Source organism: Streptomyces sp. NPDC002669, from assembly GCF_042889165.1.
In the GTDB taxonomy this organism is placed as follows: domain Bacteria; phylum Actinomycetota; class Actinomycetes; order Streptomycetales; family Streptomycetaceae; genus Streptomyces.
Window position 1 is genome coordinate 42,103 of record NZ_JBIAQQ010000038.1, and the last position, 17,544, is coordinate 59,646.

16 protein-coding genes are annotated in these 17,544 nt (G+C 68.9%); 1 reads left to right on the top strand and 15 read right to left on the bottom strand.

All coding sequences use genetic code 11. From position 1 onward, the window contains the following. Positions 1–14: 14 nt before the first annotated feature. The 12 genes from ACFYW1_RS35490 to ACFYW1_RS35545 all read right to left on the bottom strand — a co-directional run bounded on the left by ACFYW1_RS35490 (position 15) and on the right by ACFYW1_RS35545 (position 10,517). Positions 15–1,448, bottom strand: coding sequence for an aldehyde dehydrogenase family protein (locus ACFYW1_RS35490; RefSeq protein WP_389003007.1), 1,434 nt, complete (start codon positions 1,446–1,448; stop codon positions 15–17). Beyond that, entirely contained in the window at positions 1,448–1,621 is a 174-nt protein-coding gene (locus tag ACFYW1_RS35495; protein WP_389003010.1) for a hypothetical protein, read from the bottom strand. Before ACFYW1_RS35495 ends, ACFYW1_RS35490 begins: the two co-directional genes overlap by 1 nt. Beyond that, positions 1,618–2,256, bottom strand: a complete 639-nt coding sequence (locus ACFYW1_RS35500) for a 2-hydroxychromene-2-carboxylate isomerase (RefSeq protein ID WP_389003013.1) — start codon at positions 2,254–2,256, stop codon at positions 1,618–1,620. Before ACFYW1_RS35500 ends, ACFYW1_RS35495 begins: the two co-directional genes overlap by 4 nt. Beyond that, positions 2,253–3,110 carry an alpha/beta fold hydrolase gene (locus ACFYW1_RS35505; protein WP_389003016.1) on the bottom strand — a complete coding sequence of 286 codons (858 nt, stop codon included), beginning with the start codon at positions 3,108–3,110 and terminating at the stop codon, positions 2,253–2,255. The genes ACFYW1_RS35500 and ACFYW1_RS35505 overlap by 4 nt, the downstream gene beginning before the upstream one ends. Further along, positions 3,094–4,215, bottom strand: coding sequence for a beta-ketoacyl synthase N-terminal-like domain-containing protein (locus tag ACFYW1_RS35510; RefSeq protein WP_389003051.1), 1,122 nt, complete (start codon positions 4,213–4,215; stop codon positions 3,094–3,096). Before ACFYW1_RS35510 ends, ACFYW1_RS35505 begins: the two co-directional genes overlap by 17 nt. A gap of 5 nt (positions 4,216–4,220) precedes the next feature. Next, positions 4,221–5,429 carry a beta-ketoacyl-[acyl-carrier-protein] synthase family protein gene (locus tag ACFYW1_RS35515; protein WP_389003019.1) on the bottom strand — a complete coding sequence of 403 codons (1,209 nt, stop codon included), beginning with the start codon at positions 5,427–5,429 and terminating at the stop codon, positions 4,221–4,223. 1 nt (position 5,430) lies between these two features. Next, a complete protein-coding gene (locus ACFYW1_RS35520; protein WP_376686821.1) occupies positions 5,431–5,691 on the bottom strand; it encodes an acyl carrier protein in 261 nt (86 codons plus the stop codon). Between the two features lie 101 nt (positions 5,692–5,792). Then, positions 5,793–6,269: a 3-hydroxyacyl-ACP dehydratase FabZ family protein gene (locus ACFYW1_RS35525; RefSeq protein WP_389003022.1), complete on the bottom strand. Its 477-nt coding sequence runs from the start codon at positions 6,267–6,269 to the stop codon at positions 5,793–5,795. Beyond that, the gene (locus ACFYW1_RS35530) at positions 6,266–6,679 is read right to left on the bottom strand and encodes a 3-hydroxyacyl-ACP dehydratase FabZ family protein (protein ID WP_389003025.1); all 414 of its coding nucleotides are present in this window, start codon (positions 6,677–6,679) and stop codon (positions 6,266–6,268) included. The genes ACFYW1_RS35525 and ACFYW1_RS35530 overlap by 4 nt, the downstream gene beginning before the upstream one ends. Continuing rightward, on the bottom strand, positions 6,679–7,419 hold the full coding sequence (gene fabG / locus ACFYW1_RS35535) for a 3-oxoacyl-ACP reductase FabG (RefSeq protein WP_389003029.1): 741 nt from the start codon (positions 7,417–7,419) through the stop codon (positions 6,679–6,681). Before fabG ends, ACFYW1_RS35530 begins: the two co-directional genes overlap by 1 nt. A 240-nt stretch (positions 7,420–7,659) precedes the next feature. Then, entirely contained in the window at positions 7,660–8,898 is a 1,239-nt protein-coding gene (hemA, locus tag ACFYW1_RS35540; RefSeq protein ID WP_389003033.1) for a 5-aminolevulinate synthase, read from the bottom strand. Positions 8,899–8,951: 53 nt separating this feature from the next. Beyond that, positions 8,952–10,517 (bottom strand): class I adenylate-forming enzyme family protein, encoded by a 1,566-nt coding sequence (locus ACFYW1_RS35545; protein ID WP_389003036.1) that lies wholly within the window; start codon positions 10,515–10,517, stop codon positions 8,952–8,954. Positions 10,518–11,311: 794 nt separating this feature from the next. On the opposite strand from ACFYW1_RS35545, the gene ACFYW1_RS35550 reads away from it, so the two are divergent. Then, complete coding sequence (locus ACFYW1_RS35550; RefSeq protein WP_389003039.1) at positions 11,312–12,868, top strand: MFS transporter; 1,557 nt, start codon at positions 11,312–11,314, stop codon at positions 12,866–12,868. Positions 12,869–13,070: 202 nt separating this feature from the next. Here the strand turns inward: ACFYW1_RS35550 and ACFYW1_RS35555 are convergent, their stop codons facing one another. From ACFYW1_RS35555 to ACFYW1_RS35565, 3 genes are all read right to left on the bottom strand, one after another. Further along, on the bottom strand, positions 13,071–14,591 hold the full coding sequence (locus tag ACFYW1_RS35555; protein ID WP_389003042.1) for a long-chain fatty acid--CoA ligase: 1,521 nt from the start codon (positions 14,589–14,591) through the stop codon (positions 13,071–13,073). Then, positions 14,588–15,820, bottom strand: coding sequence for a 5-aminolevulinate synthase (gene hemA / locus ACFYW1_RS35560; protein WP_389003045.1), 1,233 nt, complete (start codon positions 15,818–15,820; stop codon positions 14,588–14,590). The genes ACFYW1_RS35555 and hemA (ACFYW1_RS35560) overlap by 4 nt, the downstream gene beginning before the upstream one ends. A 357-nt stretch (positions 15,821–16,177) precedes the next feature. After that, positions 16,178–17,092 carry a transposase family protein gene (locus tag ACFYW1_RS35565; RefSeq protein WP_389003054.1) on the bottom strand — a complete coding sequence of 305 codons (915 nt, stop codon included), beginning with the start codon at positions 17,090–17,092 and terminating at the stop codon, positions 16,178–16,180. Positions 17,093–17,544 lie beyond the last annotated feature (452 nt).

Here is a 17,544-nt window from a genome sequence, read left to right on the forward strand (position 1 = left end):
TCCTGCAGCGGCCGTCATGCGGATGCCGGCCGTTGGATTGACTTGACCTCGCAGAATTCCTCCAGCCCGAAGCGGCCGAGCTCACGGCCGTTGCCCGACTGGCGGTAGCCGCCGAACGGGGCGGCCGGGTTGAAGGACGCGCCGTTGATGTCGACCTGTCCGGTGCGAAGTCGTCGGGCGACGGCCAGCGCATGGTCGGGGTCCTCGGAGAACACCGCGCCGCCGAGGCCGTAACGGGTGGCGTTCGCGATCTCCACCGCCTCGTCCTCGCAGGAGTACGGGATGATCGACAGCACCGGCCCGAAGATCTCCTCCTGGGCGATCACTGCGGCCGGGTCGACGCCTGCGAAGACGGTGGGCCGGACGAAGTAGCCGCGCTCGAACCCGTCCGGCGGTGTCGGGCCGCCGGCCGCGAGCTGTGAGCCGTCGGCAATCGCGCGTTCGATGTAGCCCCGTACCCGGTCGCGCTGGGCGGCGGATGCCAGCGGGCCCAGGCGGGTGCCCGGCCGGGTGGGGTCACCCACGGTGAACGCCTCCGCCTCCGCGGCCGCCGCCGCCACCGCCTGGCCGTGCAGCGCGGCGGGCACCAGCATGCGGGACCAGGCCCAGCACAGCTGGCCCCCGTTCATGAAGCAGTTCGCGACACCGGCCCGGACGGCGGCGGGGAGGTCGGCGTCCGGGAGCACCAGGTTGGCGGACTTGCCGCCCAGTTCCAGGGCCACCCGCTTGACGGTTCCCGCGGCGAGTGCCGCGACGCGCTTGCCCGCCGCCGTCGATCCGGTGAAGGACACCATGTCGACATCGGGGTGGGTGGCGAGCGCCTCGCCGACCACCGGGCCCTCGCCGTGGACGATGTTGAGGACGCCGTCGGGGATCCCCGCGTCGTGGACGGCCTCGGCGAGGAACCGCGCGGTCAGCGGTGCGATCTCGCTCGGCTTCAGCACGACCGCGTTCCCGGCCAGCAGCGCGGGTACGACCTTGGCGACGGCCTGGTGCAGCGGAAAGTTCCAAGGAGTGATCGCCGCGACCACCCCGACCGGCTCGCGGAGGACGGTCGAATGCCCGATCTGCTCGGTCCAGGCGAACTCCTCCGCGACGGCGGCGACCGCGACCGACGTGGCGGCCGGCAGGCTCGCCTGCACCTGTTGCGAGAACCACGCCGGCACACCGACCTCCGCGGTGATCGCCGCGGCGATCTCGTCGTGCCGGGCCGACAGTCCCTTCGCGACCGCCCGTACCGCGGCGATGCGGGATTCGAGCGGCACGGCGGACCAGCGGCCGAATGCCTTCCCGGCCGCGGCGACCGCGCGTTCCGCGTCCGCCGCGGTGCCCGCCGGCACGGCCGCCAGGCGCTCCTCGGTCGTCGGGTCGATCACGTCGATCCACCGGGTGTGCCCTGTGGTCCAGGCTCCGTCGATCCAGTGCGTCTGTTCGGGCAGGGACGCCATCAGCCGCAGCCACCCGCGGTGTCCTGGTCGAACTGACCCACCAGGTCGACCAGTTCGGCCGGAATGCCCTCCATCGGGTCGCCGTCGATGTCGAGGACGACCGGTACCGGACGGCGCAGGCCGGTCAGGCTCTGCGTCTCCGGTGCCCGGTCGGCGATCGGCTGCGTCATCATGCCGCCTTGCCCTTCTGCTGCCACTGACGGAATCCCGCGATGAAGTCGTCGAGACGGTCCAGGCCCCAGTACCGCTGGAAGCCGACCTTGAAGTACGGCGCGCCGAACACGTCGTCCAGGTAGGCCGCTTCCTGAGCGGCCATGCCCTCCTCCCGCAGCTCCGGGTCCTCGGGGGCGGCGCTCAGCGCTTCGCCGTCGAGCCCGGCCTCATCGGCGATCCTGCGTACCGTCTCCCGGTCGCAGATGTTCTCGCCGCGCCCCCAACGGGCCTCGACCAGTGCCCAGTACAGGGTGTTCTGGTCGCCGGTCCGCTTGGCGGCGAGCCACGCGTGGTGCGGCAGCACCCACCACGGCTCGCGGTCGACCGGCCAGGTCATGTTGAAACCGAACCGCGCGGACAGCCGCTTGACGTCCTGGAGGATGTAGAGGTGCTTGGCCTTGCTCATGTCCCGGTAGTGCAGCTCGATCCCCCTTTCCGCCATCGACTTCCAGGTCTGCTCGTCCGGGTAGAAGTACGGGATCCACTCCAGCGAGTCGAGTGCCTCCGGGCAGCGTTCGGCCAGCAGCCTGCTCGCCATCCAGCTGTAGGGGCTGTGCAGGGAGAAGTAGAACTTCGGGGGGTAGCGGGTGCTCACAGACGCATTCCTTCCGGTACCGGCCGCCGCCCGGTTTCCGGGTCGGCGGGCAGGTGGCGGAGCAAGAACTCCGAGACGAGTCCGGTCACCCTGTGGGGCCGCTCGATGTGACAGAAATGGGTCAGGTCTTCCTCGAGCCGGATCTCCGCGGCCGGCATATCGCGGCCCAGGGCCTCGGCGCGCGGACCGCTGATGCCGGGATCCGCCGACCCGCCGACCACGAGCGTCGGCACGGTGTTCGAGGAGAGGTCGATCCCGGACGAGGAGATGAAGAGGTCGAACAGGCTGAGAAAGCCTTCCGGACCGATGCGGTCGAGGGCCTTCTTGGCCATCAGGTCGAGGATCGCCGGTTCGAGCCGCTCGGCGCGCTCACCGAGACGCGCCCGCAGCCCGGCCTCCATGGTGGTCCGGAAGTCGGCGAGCGAACGGTCGAACATCGCCCAGTCCACCGGGGCGGAAGCCAGGCGGTGGAACGGCGACAGCAGCACCACCGCGTCGACCTGCCGCGTCGGGCCCGATGCCAGCCAGTGCAGCACGGCGTTCGCGCCCATGGAGTGGGCGACGACGACCGAGACCGGCCGGGGTACCAGTTCCAGGGCGTGTTCCACCCATTGCGCCGCCGTCCCGCCGGCGCGCCACGCGTAGTCGCCGCCGGCCCGCCACGGCAGGTCGATGGCGTAGCAGTGGAACCGGTCGCCGAACCCGTCCGCCATCGGTTTCCAGCTCTGCCAGTCGTCCTCCAGGCCGTGCAGCATGACCATCGTGGGACGGTGGGCCGGGCTGTGGGCGCTCAGCGGTATGCCGCCGGCCGCGGACCGGGCGACCGGTTCCCAGGTGTTATGCGCTCGTCGCACGGCTCCACCCCCGGATCACGGCCGCACCGGCCATCCCCTCGGAGGTGAGTGACGTGACCAGGGAGACCTGGCCGTCGCGCTCGGGGTTTCTGCGGTGCTCCGCGAGCAGCGCGGCCAGTTGCATTCCGCCTGCTGCGGAGTAGGTCTCTCCGACCAGTTCCTTGACCGGCAGGAGGTTCGGTGTGTCGGTGCCCAGCCCGGTGGTGATGGCCAGCCGTTCGATCCGGTCGCGCCGGGGCGAACCGGAGAGCGACGGTGCGACCGTCCAGATATCGCCCGGTTCGACACCGGCCGACTCCAGTGCCCGGACGATGCACTCCGCCATGCCGGTGACCGGGTCGTCCTCGCTGCCGGGCTCCCCGTAGAGGCCGCACTCGACGGCCAGGATCTCCGCGTCGAGGCCGCGGCCTGCCGTGCGTACGGTCCCGGCGTCCTCCAGTACGAAGAAGGCGCCGCCCTCGCCGACGTCGACACGCGCTTCCTCTCCGCCCCTGGCCTGGTGCGATGCCCAGGCCCGGGTCGGGGAGAACTCCTCCACCACACCGGTCACCGCGGCGTTCACATAACCGTTGCGGACTTTGTTGCGGGCGTAGCGCAGTGCGGTCAGGAAGGCCATCTGGCCGCCGGAGACCGTGGCGTTGACGCCCTTGAGGTGGTGCCAGATCGCCGTGGCGCTCGCCGCGCCGTTCATCACTGCGTACGGGAACAGCACCGGGTTGACGAGGTAGGGCTTGTCACTGGTGTACATCTCGTGGATGAAGTCGGACATCGCCTGGGGCCCGCCGCTGCTCAGGCCGAGTACCAGCCCGATGTCTTCGCCCGCCTTCTCGTCTGCCGGGTCGTGAGCCAGGCCGGCGTCTTCGAGGGCGAGCTTGCAGGTGACCACGGACAGTGCCGTCGAGCGGTCGAAGAAGCTGCTTCCCTTGCGGCGCAGGTGTGCCTTGGCGTTGAAGTCGGGTATGGCGCAGGCGGTTTCGGACGGGAGGTCCTGCTCGAACATCTCCGTCACGTTCTTGCGGCCGCTGAGGCGTTGGCCCCAGTTCTCGGAGAACTCCTCCGCACCGGTGCCGATGGCGGACAGCACCCCCCACCCGGTCACGGCCATGACGCTCACTCGTACCTCCCGAAGATCGTGATGGCGTTGTTGCCACCGAAGGCGAACCCGTTGTTCTGCACGATCCGTACGTCGGCGGGCCGCGAAGCATTGGGCACTACGTCGACCCCTGCGAAGTTCGGGTCGAGTGTGGTCAGGTTGATGGTCGGCGGGATGAAGCCGTCCTGGATCGCCAGGCAGGAAGCGATCGCCCCGAAGCCGCTCGCCGCACCCATGGAGTGGCCGAGCATCGACTTGATCGAACTCATCGGAGGGAGTCCGTCGCCGAACACCTCGCGCATGGCGGCGATCTCGGCGGCGTCGTTCGACGGTGTGCCGGTGCCGTGGGCACAGATGTAGTCGATCTCCTCCTGCTTCACCCCCGCGTTCTTGTGGGCCCGGCGGGTGCATTCGGCGATCGATGCGGCCAGTGGGGAAACCATGTGGTTGGCATCGCAGTTGAGCCCGTAGCCGAGCACTTCGGCGTAGATCCTGGCGTCTCGGGCGAGCGCCGAGTCCAGTGACTCGAGCAGCAGCGCGGAGCTGCCCTCGCCGATGAGGATGCCCTTGCGGTTCGCGTCGAAGGGCGTGCACACGTCCTTCGCGAGAGCGCCGAGCCGGTAGAAGCCGGCCACGGCGAACGCGCACATGGCCTCCGAGCCGCCGGCGATCATGTAGTCGCTGTCGCCGCCGGCGATCGCGTCGTAGGCGTAGCCGATCGCGTAGTTGCTCGCCGAGCACGCGGTCGCGAGCGTCACCGCTTCGCCGTCGATGCCGAGTTCGCGGTTGGCCGCGACAGCGAGCCGGTAGGCGGGGATCTTCTGCACGAGGTCGCCGAACTCGGCAGCGGGCCCGTCGTCCAGCCACTTCCTGTACGCGTCCTCGTGGAGGCTGGTCTCGCCTCCGGTCGTGCCGAAGACCGACCCTGCCCGGCCGCGCCGCAGTTCGGCGCGGTCGAGGCCGGCGTCGTCGGCCGCCAGCCTCGCCACGGCGGCCGCGGCGAGGCTGGCCGGCCCCCAGTCCTCCGGGTCGACGTTCCTGACGTATTCCGAGGGGTGGACGTCGCCCAATTCGTTCGCGATGTTGTGCGGGAATCCGGAGGCGTCGAAACTGCGGATGGGCGCGCTGTTGCTTTTTCCGGCACGTAGACCGGCTGCGAATGCGTCCGGGCCGACACCGATGGTCGACAGAGGTCCGAGGCCGGTGATCACCACTCGGCGGGTCATGTCAGAGATTCCCGTCGGAGTGCTCGACCAGGGTGTTGTACACGGCCTGCAGGTTCACCATGTCGGCGAGGCATTCCTGCGGCAGTGAGATCTTGTACTTCTTCTCGATGCGGGCCAGGATCTCGATCGCCTGGAGCGAGTCGGCCTCGTGGGCGTCGATGAAGAGGCTGGTCTCGGTGATCTTCTCCGGTTCCTCCTCGAGAACCTCTGCGATCATCTCGCGGAGTTCGTCCATCAGCTGCTGGTTGATTGCAGTCGTCATCGCGTCACAACTTCCTGTGCTGTCTGTTCGCTACTGGATGTCTTGCGGAATATCCGAGCCGGAGGATGGGCGTCGGCTCGATGGGGTGCTGCCCGTGGGGGTCATGCCCGGTGGGCGGTCCCATCGTTCGGGCGCACGACCGCGATTGCTTCGCCAATGGTCATGACGGGCTTGTCGCCGACGAAACTCTGGCCGGACAGGAATGCGTTGTCGCCTACCAGTTGGTCGATCTTCAATCTGTGCCGTACGGTGTCGCCCGGATGGACCGGGGAATGAAACCGGACGTTCTTGGCCGCGGCGAATATGAGTGTTCCGTTCAGGGATTCCCCACGGCTCCTGATGCTTTCCAGCCAGAGGACGGCACCGCTCTGGCAGAAGGATTCGATGAGCAGTGACTTCGGATAGGTGAAAGCACTCGGATCGAGACCTTCGGCCATGTTCGCATAGCATGGCTCGCTGCCGGAGACTGCTTTTACGGTGACGATACGGTCGAATGGGTGCAGCTCCAGGGCCGCGTCGACGAGCAGAATCGGGTGGCGGTGCGGAAGGATGTTCCGAATTCCGGCGTGGTCGATCACCGGGTGTCTCCGCCCGTAATCCGGTACATCAGTTTCAATCGCGCCGCGGCGGTGCCCGCGGCGGTACGGCAGTTCGCCTCCACGCCCAGGTCGTCACCGTGGACGGTGACCTGGCAGGTCACCTGCAGCGTGTCTCCCGGCAGGACGGGCGAGGTGAAGCGCGCGGACATGACGGTGACCAGATCCGCGATCCGGTCGGTGCCGAGCACGCGTGCCGCGTATGCGTCGACCGCCTGGTTCACCGATTCCATGATGAACACGCCGGGATAGATCGTGAAGTCCGGGTAATGTCCTTCGAGATACGGGTCCCCGGTGCGGACCGTTTTTGTTGCCGTGATCCCGGACTCGTTGATCCGGACGATGCCGTCGATCGCTTCCAGAGGTGCGGAAAACTTGCGCATTTCTGACATCAGAAGGCGATTCCACCGTCGACCTGGATGACCTGTCCGGTGATGTAGGAGGCGCGCTCCGAAACAAGGAAGGACACCAGGTCGGAGACGTCGTCCGGGTTGCCGATCCGATTCATCGGAATCATGCCGAGTGCGGCCTCCCTGGCCTTCTCGGAGAGCCCTGCGGTCATGTCGGTATCGATGAATCCGGGTGCCACCACATTAACGCGGATTCCGTATTTGGCGACTTCCTTGGAGAGCGCCCTGCTCATGCCGTGGATGCCCGACTTCGCCGCCGAGTAGTTGGTCTGGGTCGGGTTTCCGAACACGCCGGCGACCGACGAGATGTTCACGATGGTGCCGCTCTTGCGTTTCATGAATCCGAAAACCGCGCTGCGACAGAAGTTGTAGGTGCCGGAGAGGTTGGTGTCGATGACCGCATGCCAGTCCGCAGCCGGCATCAGGACCATGGGGTTGTCCTTGACGATACCGGCGGAGTTGACCAGAACGGCGGTTTCTCCGAGCTTCTCCTCCGCGGTGCCGAGGAACGCCTGCACCGAATCGAGATCGGCTACGTCGCAGGGCGCGTGATAGCACTCCACGCCCAGATCGCGGATCTCCTTCTCGGTCTGCACGGCCGCGTCGCCGCCGAGGCGATAGCAGAACGCAATGTCATATCCGTCCGCCGCTAACTGGACGGCGACCGCCCGGCCGATTCCCCGGGAGCCGCCGGTGACGACTGCGGACCCTCGCTCGCTCATTGTTTTCGCCCCCTCGGATTGCCTTTCGCAATCGATGCTATGGCCGCCCTGACGACTCACTCGATCAGTGGCAGGTACGTGCCAAAAAACCTGCCGACCCGATCGCTCCGCCCCCCGGCCAGCTGCCCGGGATGCCTGCAACGGAGCGCCGAGGGCCCGGTCGGAGGCGGACACGCGGCGGCCCCGTGCGCTCCGGCAGGGGTGTTTCGGACGCACGGGGCCGGGGAACAGGGGCGCGCCTCAGCTCTGCGGGGCCAGCCGCCGGTCACTGGCCGACGGGATGCCCAGCTCCTTCCAGACGTCGCGGAGCGCCTCGGCGAAGTCCTCCACGTCGGATCGGGTGTGCACCGCGGACGGCGCGATCCGCAGGATCTCCTGACCGGCAGGCACGCTGGGGGCGTTGATGGGCTGCACGTAGATCCCGTGCCGCTCGAGCAGCAGCCTGGACACCTGCTTGCACGCCCGGTCGTCCCCGATGAAGGCGCTCACGATGTGTGAGTCCGCGGATATGAACGGGATGTCCGCCTCGTCGAGCAGCTGGTGCAGCAGCCGCGCGTTCTCGGCCAGGGCCTGCCGTTCGGCCTCGGAGTTCCGCAGGTGGCGGACCGCTGCCAACGACCCGGCCGCGTTCGCCGGCGGCAGCGAGGTGGTGAAGATGAAGCCGCGCGAGAGCGTACGGACGGCCTCGATGGGGGCCGCCGGTCCGGCGATGTAGCCGCCGACCGTACCGAAGCCCTTGGCCAGGGTGCCCATGATGACCGTGAACCGGTCGGCGATGCCCTCCCGGGCGGCGATGCCCGCGCCTTCGGGGCCGTACATGCCGACCGCGTGCACCTCGTCGAGGTAGGTCGTGGCGTTGTAGCGGTCGGCGAGATCGGCCATCGCGGCCAGCGGTGCGATGTCGCCGGACATCGAGTAGACCGACTCCAGGACGATCAGCTTCGGGCGGTTTGCGGGAGTGGCCGCGAGCAGTTCTTCCAGGTGGGCGATGTCGTTGTGCCGGAAGACGTACTTCTGCGCGCCGCTGTGCCGCAGGCCGTCGATGATCGATGCGTGGTTCTCCGCGTCGGAGAACACGGCGGTGTTTCCCGGCAGCCCGGCCAGCACGGTGAGGGCTCCGTCGTTGGCGGTGAATCCGGAGGTGAAGAGGAGGGCGGACTCCTTGCCGTGCAGCTCCGCGAGCTCCCGCTCCAGCTGGACGTGGTACTGGTTGGTTCCGCTGATGTTGCGGGAGCCGCCGGAACCTGCGCCGTGGGCCCGGATCGCGCTCGTCATCGCTTCGATGACCCGGGGGTTCTGGCCCATGCCGAGGTAGTCGTTGCTGCACCAGGCGGTGATCGGGAGGTTTCCCCCGTCCCGCCGCGCGGTGGCGGTGGGGAACTCGCCGGAGTGGCGGGCGATCTCCAGGAACTCCCGCCGGTGGGTGGCGACCCGCTCAGCGATGGTGCCTTCGGAATACGACTCCAGGTGAAGATTCATTCCGTTCGCCTTTTCTGTCGAATTTTGTGGTTCCGGACGTCGAAAACACCGGATCAGCTATCGAGCAATCGCAGGCGCAGCTTGTCGGGCTTCCCGTTCTCGTTCAGCGGCAGCGCGTCGAGGGTGGTTATCCTCTCCGGCGCGTGCAGCACCGAGAGCGAATCGATGATGTGGGCACGGACGCTCTCCGTCTCGACCTTTGCCGCAGGGTCGCAGACCAGCGCGGCGTGAATGTGCTCGGAACCGTCCTGGTCCGGCACGCTGTAGACGGCTGCATGCCGGATTCCCGGCAGGGAAAGGATTTCCCTCTCGACCACCGTCGGGTGGACCTTGACCCCGTTGACCTTGATCACTTCGGCCACCCGGCCCAGCAGGTGCAGATAGCCCTTCTCGTCGCAGTAGCCGATGTCGCCGGTGTAGTACCAGCCGTCCCGGAGCACCTTCGCGGTGCGTTCCGGGTCACCGGTGTAGCCGTTCATCAGGTGCGGTGAGCGGACACGGACCTGGCCCACCTCCCCGGTGGGCACCGGCGCTCCCGAGACCAGTTCGCCGATGACGACCTCAACCTCGGGGAAGGGGCGGCCGACGGTGGTCGACAGCCACGGGTCGAGGTGCTCCTCGCGCTTGAGCGACGTGATACGGCCGGTCTCCGAGGTGCCGTAGGCCTGCACCAGGATGAGGCCGAGGATGCGGACCGCCTGTGCGATCCTGGCGGGCGCCGCCGCACTGCCGCTGTAGATCAGCCGGCTCAGCGAGGACAGGCCGGCGGATTCCAGGTCGTGCGCCCCGAGTTCCTCCAGGTGGTCGAGCAGCCGGAACAGTTGGACCGTCGCCAGGAAGGTCCACGAGATCGCCGACTTCTCGACTGTCCTGGTGAACTCTCCCGCGTCGAAGTGATCGTGGATGTGGAGTTCTCCGCCCAGGGCCAGGGCCGCGTCGGCCATGGTGCCGACGGTGTGGCTCAGCGGTGTCGTCACCAGCAGTTTCACGTTCTCAGCCGCGCGATCGGCCGCCGTCATGCCGCGGACCGCTCCGTTCCAGACCCGGCCGGAGAGCCGGATGCCCTTGGGCCGCCCGGTGCTTCCGCTGGTGAACCCGATCACTGCCACGGCGCCCGGATCCCACTGCGCGGCCCGCGGGGTGTCGGCCCGCTCCGCCGCGTCGTGGCCGGTGCCGCCGGTCCGGGTCACTCGGAGTCCGCCGGCGGCCTCGGAGAGTTCGAGTGCGCGCTGCGTGTTCTCGGCGTCCGCGTATACCGTCGCGGCCGCGGTGTCGCACAGGATCTGGATCTGGTGGTCGAGCGGGAGGATCGTCGATATGGTCCCCGGGTTGGTGGACCGCAGGTAACAGATGGTGCCGCCGAGCAGGTGCGCGGCATATCGCGCGGTGAGCATCTCGGGGCTGTTCGGGGCGACCAGAATCGCTACGACGTCTTCTTTGCCCACGCCCTGGTCGCGCAGTGCGCAGAATATCTCGGTGGTGGACCGGATCAGTTCGCTGCCGGAAAACTCTTGGCCGCGCCAGAAAAGGGCAGGCCGATCTGGTGCCGCCGCAAGGGCCGAGAGAATATCCGAAACGTAGCTGTCGCTTTCGCGCCACCATTGGTCCTGTGGGGTCATGGCCCTGCCTCTCGGTATATACCCCGGCGGATTGTGATCTGCCGTCCCGGGTGCAGCCCGATCCTGCCGGTTCACCGGATATGCGGGAAAGAACGTCCGGGCGGCTGGAGCGGCGCGTCGAAGCGAGTGTCCGACCGGTGTAGCCGACCGGGTACTGCGCGAAATCCGGTGAGTTCCTCGAGCCCGGCCGATTCGGTGGAGGAGTCGGAGCGGTTCGAGACCGACGTGCTGTCCGGTTCGTCCCGGCGCGAGCCCGAGGGGCCGGGTGTTCCTGGTTCTGCCCCGGCAAGGCGTTGGGCATGGGCGTGTCATGTACATCCGGTTCGGGCACCGTCGTGCTGTACGGCCTGCCGCGCACCGTCGCCCGAACAGCGGGGCGGGCCCCTCCGGCCCGGTGGGCCTTCAGCCCTGAACGGGACGGCCGACACCGGACGGCCGACCGGGCCCGACGCGCGCCACGAAGTCCGCGAAGTCCTCCCGCGGATCCCGCGGATCCCGCGGGTCGGACGGCTTCGGCCGGACCTGCCGACGGCCGCCCGTCCGCCGGACCTCGAAACCCGCGACCGCGCCTTCGGCGGGCCGGCGCTCCTGCCGCCCCGGCGGCAGCGGGGCGGCGGCGAAGCCGCCGGCGCCCCATCCGATGCCCACGAAGATCCCCAGCGCCCGCCCTTGGTCGGAACGAGGGGCCGTCGTGGGTGCGGTGGGCGTGTGACGGCCTGCGAGATTGACAGGTTTCTTGACGATCACACACAATAAATTCGTCAGGTTCCTGTCGATCTCACTGAAGGTCTCCCATGCCGACGCCTCCAGCTCTGCCGAAGTCCCGGCAGCAGTTGATCCTCGCCGTGCTCCTGTTGTCCTCGCTGCTGATCTGGCTGGACAACACCATCCTCACCACCGCCTTCGAGACCCTCTCCGACCCGGTCGAGGGCCTGGGCGCCAGCCCCAGCCAGCTGCAGTGGGCCACCGGCTCCTACACCCTGGTCTTCGCCACCTTGATGTTCACCTCCGGCGCCCTGGGCGACCGCTTCGGCCACCGCACCGTGCTGGCCACGGGAATGGCGGTCTTCGCCGGCGCCTCGGTATGGGCGGCCTACGCGGGCGACGCGAACCAACTGATCGCGGCCCGGGCCGCGATGGGCCTGGGAAGCGCGCTGATCATGCCCGCGCAGATGGCCGTCCTCATGTGGGCCTTCAGCGGACCCGCCCGGGCGACCGCCATCGGCATCTCCTCGACATCGGCCGGCGTCGGAATCGCCGCGGGCCCCCTGCTGGCCGGAGTCCTCCTCGGCCGTTTCTGGTGGGGCTCGATCTTCCTGGTCAACATCCCGATCGCAGTGCTCTCACTGATCGGGATCGCCACCCTGGTACCCAACTTCCGCAGCCCCACCCCGCGCCCGCTGGACCCTGCCGGACTGCTCCTGTCGATCAGCGGGCTCGCCTTCCTCGCCTACGGACTGATCCACGCCGGGCAGGCAGCCTCCTGGGCCTCGGTGTCGGTCTGGGGCTCGATCGCGGCCGGAGTGGCCCTCCTGGCCGCCTTCACGCTCGTCGAACTGCGCCACCGCCAGCCCAGCTTCGACCCCCGCCTGCTCGCCCAGCGCATGTTCGGGCTCGGCAACGTGGCGCTCGGCCTGCTGATGTTCGCCATGACCGCCGCCAGCTTCTACGGTGCCTTCTACCTCCAGGGCGCACGCAGCTTCTCACCGCTGGAGGCGGGCCTCGCGTTCTCCCCGACTGCGATCGGGGCGATCGTGGGAGCACCCCTCGGCGTCCATCTGGCCCACCGCTGGACACTGCGCTCGGTCACCGCGACGGCACTGACCACAGCGGGCCTCGCCATGGGCTGCAACATGTTCTTCGGACTGCACACCCCACTGGCCGTCAACGAGATCGCCTACCTGATCCAGGGGCTGTCGATCGGCATGGTGATCGGCCCGGTGACGGGGGGACTCATGAGTGCCCTGCCGCTGGAGCGGGCCGGCGCCGGATCGGCCGTCCTCAGCACCGTGCGCCAGAGCGGCAGCCTGCTGGGGATCGCGGTCGGCGGCACGGTCATGTCGCTCGCCTACCGGCACGCCATCGATGGCTCGCTGGGCGGTTATCCCGACCGGGTACGGGCCCAGGCACAGATCTCCGCGGAACAGGCCCGGCACGCCGCGGCCACGATCCACCAACCCGACCTGGTAAGCCTCGCCGACAACGCGTTCATCAAGGCCATGCACATCAGCGCCGCCGGAACCATGCTGGTCGCGCTGTGCGGCGCACTCCTGCTGGCGATCGCACTGCGCCCGGGCCGGCAGCCCGTGGAACCGGTACCCCAGGACACCCCGGTGAAGTCCGCTCTCTGACCCCGGAGTGCCGAGGCGGCCCACCGTCCCGGCACCGAACCACCGGAAGCCGGGCCGGGGCCGCGGCCCGCTCCCCCGCACCACCACCCACCCCGCACCGACGGCGTTCACCGGGAAGCGGGACCGGCACCGGCAGTCGGACCCGCTTCCCGATCCGGGCGACAGGACACCCCGGCGTCGACGAGTGGCGGCGCGGCCCACCTCACGCGTAGCGGCCGACGAGCTCGCGCTTGAGGACCTTCCCGCTGGCCCCCTGCGGGAAGGCATCGACGAACTCGACGCGGCGCGGGTACTTGTAGGCCGCCATCCGCTTCCTGCCCCAGGCCACGATGTCGCTCGCAAGGCCGTCGCCAGGGGTGTGGCCGGCGCCGACCACGACGACGGCGCACACCTCTTCCCCGAACTTCTCGCTCGGCACCCCCACCACCGAGACCCCGGCCACGGCCGGGTGGCCCAGCAGCGTCTCCTCCACCTCGCGCGGATAGACGCTGTAGCCGCCGCGGATGATCATGTCTTTCTTGCGATCGACGATCGACAGATATCCGTCCGCGTCCTGCACGCCCAGGTCACCCGTGCGGAACCAGCCGTCGACCAGAACCTCCGCGGTCTCCTTCGGGCGGTTGAGGTATCCGGCCATCACATTGGGCCCGCGTACCACGACTTCACCGACCTCGCCCTGCCGCACGAACGTGATGCGGCCTTCCGCCTCGGCGTCGGCGATGCCCACCTCCACGCCCTCGATGGGCAGGCCCACCGTGCCCGGCTTGCAGGCGATGCCCGGCATGTTGTAGGCGACCACCGGGGACGTCTCCGAAAGCCCGTAGCCCTCGTAGACCTCGCAGCCGAACATCGCCCGGACCCGCTCCAGCACGGGCACCGGAAGGGCGGACCCGCCGCTGTACACCCGGGAGAGCCGTGGGCTCTGCGCACCGTTCGCGACCTCGTCGAGCAGTGAGTGGTACATGGTCGGGACGCCCATGAAGACCGTGCACCCGTGCACCCGCATCAGCCGCAGGGCCTCGCCCGCCACGAAGCGCGGCATCACGACCATGGTCGCGCCCGCGTAGAAACTGACCGCCATGCAGCAGATCTGGCCGAAGACGTGCGACAGCGGGAGAGCGCACAGGAGGACGTCGCCGCCATCGAACGCGAAGGGTGCCACAGCCGCGCTCCGGATGTTCGATACGAGGTTGCCGTGCGTCAGCAGCACCCCCTTCGGCCTGCCGGTGGTGCCGGACGTGTACAGGATCGCGGCGAGGTCCCCCGGCGCGCGTTCCACGAACGTGTCGACGGGCTCGGCCGCTTCGTCGAGACGGACCGCCTCGGGGTGCGCGTACCCGGCCGTGAGCAGTTGGGCCCCGGCCTCCTTCGCGCTGCGGGCGGTCTCCGCGGAGAGGGGGCCGGCGAACACCAGGGCCCGCGATCCGGAGTCCCTCAGCACGTGATCGATCTCCGCGGGCTTCAGGAGGGGGTTGACCGGCACGACCACGGCACCGAGCGTCAGCACGGCGAAGTACAGGGCCGCGTACTCCGCAGAGCTCCCCAGCAGCAGCGAGACCCTGTCCCCGGGGCCGATCCCCTGCTCTCCCAGTGCCGCGGCGTACCGGCGGGTCCGGTCCCACAACTGCGCGTAGGAGATCCGCTCCGAGCCGCACACCACAGCCGGATGCGCAGGTCTGCGGGCAGCTGAATCGGCGAGGACAGAAGCCATCGACCCGGTCATGAACGCCCGCTCCGATCGCTTGCCGTGGCGATGCCCAGCTCTCGCCAGATACCGCGCAGGATGCCGGCAAGCTGCTCGACCTCCTGCGGCTCGTGGATCGCGGACGGGGTGATCCGCAGGAGTTCCTCACCGGCGGGCACGTCCGGAGCGGCAATCGACTGGACGTAGATCCCGTGCCGTTCGAGCAACAGCTCGGAGGCCTGCCGGCAGATCCTGGAGTCCCCCACGATCGCGGAGATGATGTGCGAGTCGGGCGACAGGCACGGGATGTCGGCGTCACCGAGCAGACGGTGCATCATCCGCGCGTTCTCCGACAGCGCCCTGCGCTCGGTCCCGGACGTCCGCAGGTGGCGGACGGACGCCAGCGCGCCGGCCACGATCGCCGGCGGCAACGAGGTGGTGAAGACGAACAGACGCGACAGCCGGCGGATCGCGTTGATGACGGTGGCCGGTCCCGCGACGTATCCGCCGATCGTGCCGTAGCCCTTCCCGAGGGTGCCCATCACGATCGTGAACCGGTCCGCGATGCCCTCGCGCGCGGCGATGCCGGCGCCCTCGGGGCCGTACATGCCGACCGCGTGCACCTCGTCGAGGTACGTCGTGGCACCGTACCGGTCCGCGAGATCGGCGATCTCGTGGACCGGCGCGACATCGCCCAGCATCGAATGCACGGATTCCAGCACGATCAGCTTGGGGCGGTCCGCGGGAGCGGACGCCAGCAGTTCTTCCAGGTGTGCGACGTCATTGTGCCGGTAAATATGCTTCTGCGCTCCGCTGTGCCGAATTCCGTCGATGATCGATGCGTGGTTCCGCTCATCGGAGAAAACGATGGTGTCCTTGGGTGTGCTCGCCAGAACGGTGAGGGCTCCATCGTTGGCCGTATAGCCCGACGTGAAAATCATCGCGGCCTCCTTGCCATGGAGGTCCGAGAGTTCCCGCTCCAACCGGACGTGGTACTGGCTGGTCCCGCCGATGTTGCGGGAAGCGCCGGAACCCGCTCCATGGTTGTCGACCGCGGCCTTCATGGCGGCGGTCACCTTGGAGTTCTGCCCCATGCCGAGGTAGTCGTTGCTGCACCAGACCTTGATCTGCGACTCCGCCCCGGCCAGCCGGGCATCGGCCTGCGGGAATTGGCCGGATCGCCGCCCGATCTCCATGTTCTCGAGCCGGTGCTCCGAGAGCTCCGCCTCAGCGGCCGCATCGGAATACGATTCCAGATGCAGATTCATTTCGCTCGTCCTCCCCAAGCCAAGGTGAAGAATATTCGTCAGCCGAAGCCGGGCGAATCAACGATGAACTCTCGCGAATGCCACCTTTTCGACGGATCGGATTCCATTCTTGCCGTCACGTCGGATCCGATACAGCGCGTTCGGTCAGGTGAAGTGTTGCGTCGAAGCAGCTACCCGATCGGGGTAGCCGTCGAGGCCCACCGGCACAGCCACGAGGCGCCGGGACCGGTCACCGCCGTACCGGCGGACCAGCGAACAGCGATGGTGGGGCGGGGAAGGCGGAAGGGCCCGGTTCCCTGCTTACGAGCTGGTGCGCGATTGCACGGGACACGTGGGGGCCTGCGCTGCGGGTTTGTGTCAGCCGGTGGTGTTGCGGTCGGAGACGGGGCCGGCGACGGCCCGGTAGGTGGCGGGCGGGTTCTCCCGGCGGTGGGTCCAGCGGACCAGCTGTTTCCGGCGTTGGTGGTCGGCGAGGGCGTGTTCGACGGTGATGTGTTTTGAGGAGTGCCGGTGCCGGGCTCGTGGGCGGGCTTCGAGGACCTCGGGCGGGCTGGTCCTGTTTCCCTTCCCGGGTGGGGTCACGGCCTGGCCGGGACGATCGCGGCGGAGCCCGGGACAGCCGTCGTCCAGGAGGACCTCCACGTCCGGGAAGTGCTGGAAACAGGTCCCGATGCCTTCGTTGCGTGCGGCGGTCGCGTGGTGCATCCGCCCTGGTCGCAGGGCGTCGGTCCGGAGCGTGCGGTCCTGGTGGCCGGCGACGGCGGTGGCCTTCATGGTGTTCCGTTTCTTCTTGCCCGGGACGAACGCGCGGCGTCCGCCGCGGCCGGCGACGGGGCGTCGGACCTGGATCCCGGTGGCGTGCAGACGTAGCTCGATGCCCTCGGCCCGGGCGTGAGCGAAGACGTCCGCCCCGGTCCGCGGCCGCAGGCCGGGCCGGTCGGGGACTGCGCATCCGCGTTCGGCCAGGAGCCCGCGTATCTCTCCGGTCGCGCGGGTGCCGGTGGAGCGGTCGACGCCGAGCAGCAGGGCGGGGACGGGGTGCGGGAGATCGTGCCGCGGGTGGATCAGCGTGACGACCGGCCGGTCGACGAACACCGGGCGATGCCGGGCACCTGCCCCCGCCTCACGTCTCCCGGCCCCGCCCCGTGCCTCGTGACGACGACCCTCCGCAGCAGCCTGCCACGGGACGGCCAGCTCCTCTGCCAGGCAGGCCGGATGCTGCCGGGAGATTCCTGTGAACAGCTGATGCGCGAGGACGTACCGGCCGGCCATGATCACCACGGGCTGGATCGTCCCGCCTTCACGCGATTGCCCCTCAACCGCTCTCACCCACCAGCTCGTAACTCCAGTGCGTGTGCATCGGTGCGGAAGACCAGCCGCACCCCTGAAGGCATCACGGTCACTTCGCAGACCGACGGGTCCTGGTGCCGCTCCTTGGTCCACGCCGGCAACCGGCGCGGCATGACCCTGCCGTTGTGGTCTCCAGGTCCGGTGCGCCCCGTGGCTCCACCGGTCCGCCCGCCAACGGGACGCCCCGCATCGGCCCGGTGTCTTCGTGGTTCACCGGCGGCCGCCGGGCTCCCAGTTGTGGACTTCGACGGTGGCGTACCGGTGCGGGGTCAGGAGGGCGCGTGCGGTGTCCGGGTTGGGTGCCTGGAGCAGTGCGGCTGTGCCGAGCCAGGTGTCGCCGTCGTCGGAGAGCAGTGGCCCGTATGCGATCAGCC

What these genes read in the sequence shown, in the direction of transcription:
- ACFYW1_RS35490 (WP_389003007.1), bottom strand. Translation starts at nt 1,448, where the DNA reads ATGGCGTCCCTGCCCGAACAGACGCACTGGATCGACGGAGCCTGGACC.
- ACFYW1_RS35495 (WP_389003010.1), bottom strand. Translation starts at nt 1,621, where the DNA reads ATGATGACGCAGCCGATCGCCGACCGGGCACCGGAGACGCAGAGCCTG.
- ACFYW1_RS35510 (WP_389003051.1), bottom strand. Translation starts at nt 4,215, where the DNA reads ATGGCCGTGACCGGGTGGGGGGTGCTGTCCGCCATCGGCACCGGTGCG.
- ACFYW1_RS35515 (WP_389003019.1), bottom strand. Translation starts at nt 5,429, where the DNA reads ATGACCCGCCGAGTGGTGATCACCGGCCTCGGACCTCTGTCGACCATC.
- ACFYW1_RS35520 (WP_376686821.1), bottom strand. Translation starts at nt 5,691, where the DNA reads ATGACGACTGCAATCAACCAGCAGCTGATGGACGAACTCCGCGAGATG.
- ACFYW1_RS35530 (WP_389003025.1), bottom strand. Translation starts at nt 6,679, where the DNA reads ATGTCAGAAATGCGCAAGTTTTCCGCACCTCTGGAAGCGATCGACGGC.
- fabG (WP_389003029.1), bottom strand. Translation starts at nt 7,419, where the DNA reads ATGAGCGAGCGAGGGTCCGCAGTCGTCACCGGCGGCTCCCGGGGAATC.
- hemA (WP_389003033.1), bottom strand. Translation starts at nt 8,898, where the DNA reads ATGAATCTTCACCTGGAGTCGTATTCCGAAGGCACCATCGCTGAGCGG.
- ACFYW1_RS35545 (WP_389003036.1), bottom strand. Translation starts at nt 10,517, where the DNA reads ATGACCCCACAGGACCAATGGTGGCGCGAAAGCGACAGCTACGTTTCG.
- ACFYW1_RS35550 (WP_389003039.1), top strand. Translation starts at nt 11,312, where the DNA reads ATGCCGACGCCTCCAGCTCTGCCGAAGTCCCGGCAGCAGTTGATCCTC.
- ACFYW1_RS35555 (WP_389003042.1), bottom strand. Translation starts at nt 14,591, where the DNA reads ATGACCGGGTCGATGGCTTCTGTCCTCGCCGATTCAGCTGCCCGCAGA.
- hemA (WP_389003045.1), bottom strand. Translation starts at nt 15,820, where the DNA reads ATGAATCTGCATCTGGAATCGTATTCCGATGCGGCCGCTGAGGCGGAG.
- ACFYW1_RS35565 (WP_389003054.1), bottom strand. Translation starts at nt 17,092, where the DNA reads ATGGCCGGCCGGTACGTCCTCGCGCATCAGCTGTTCACAGGAATCTCC.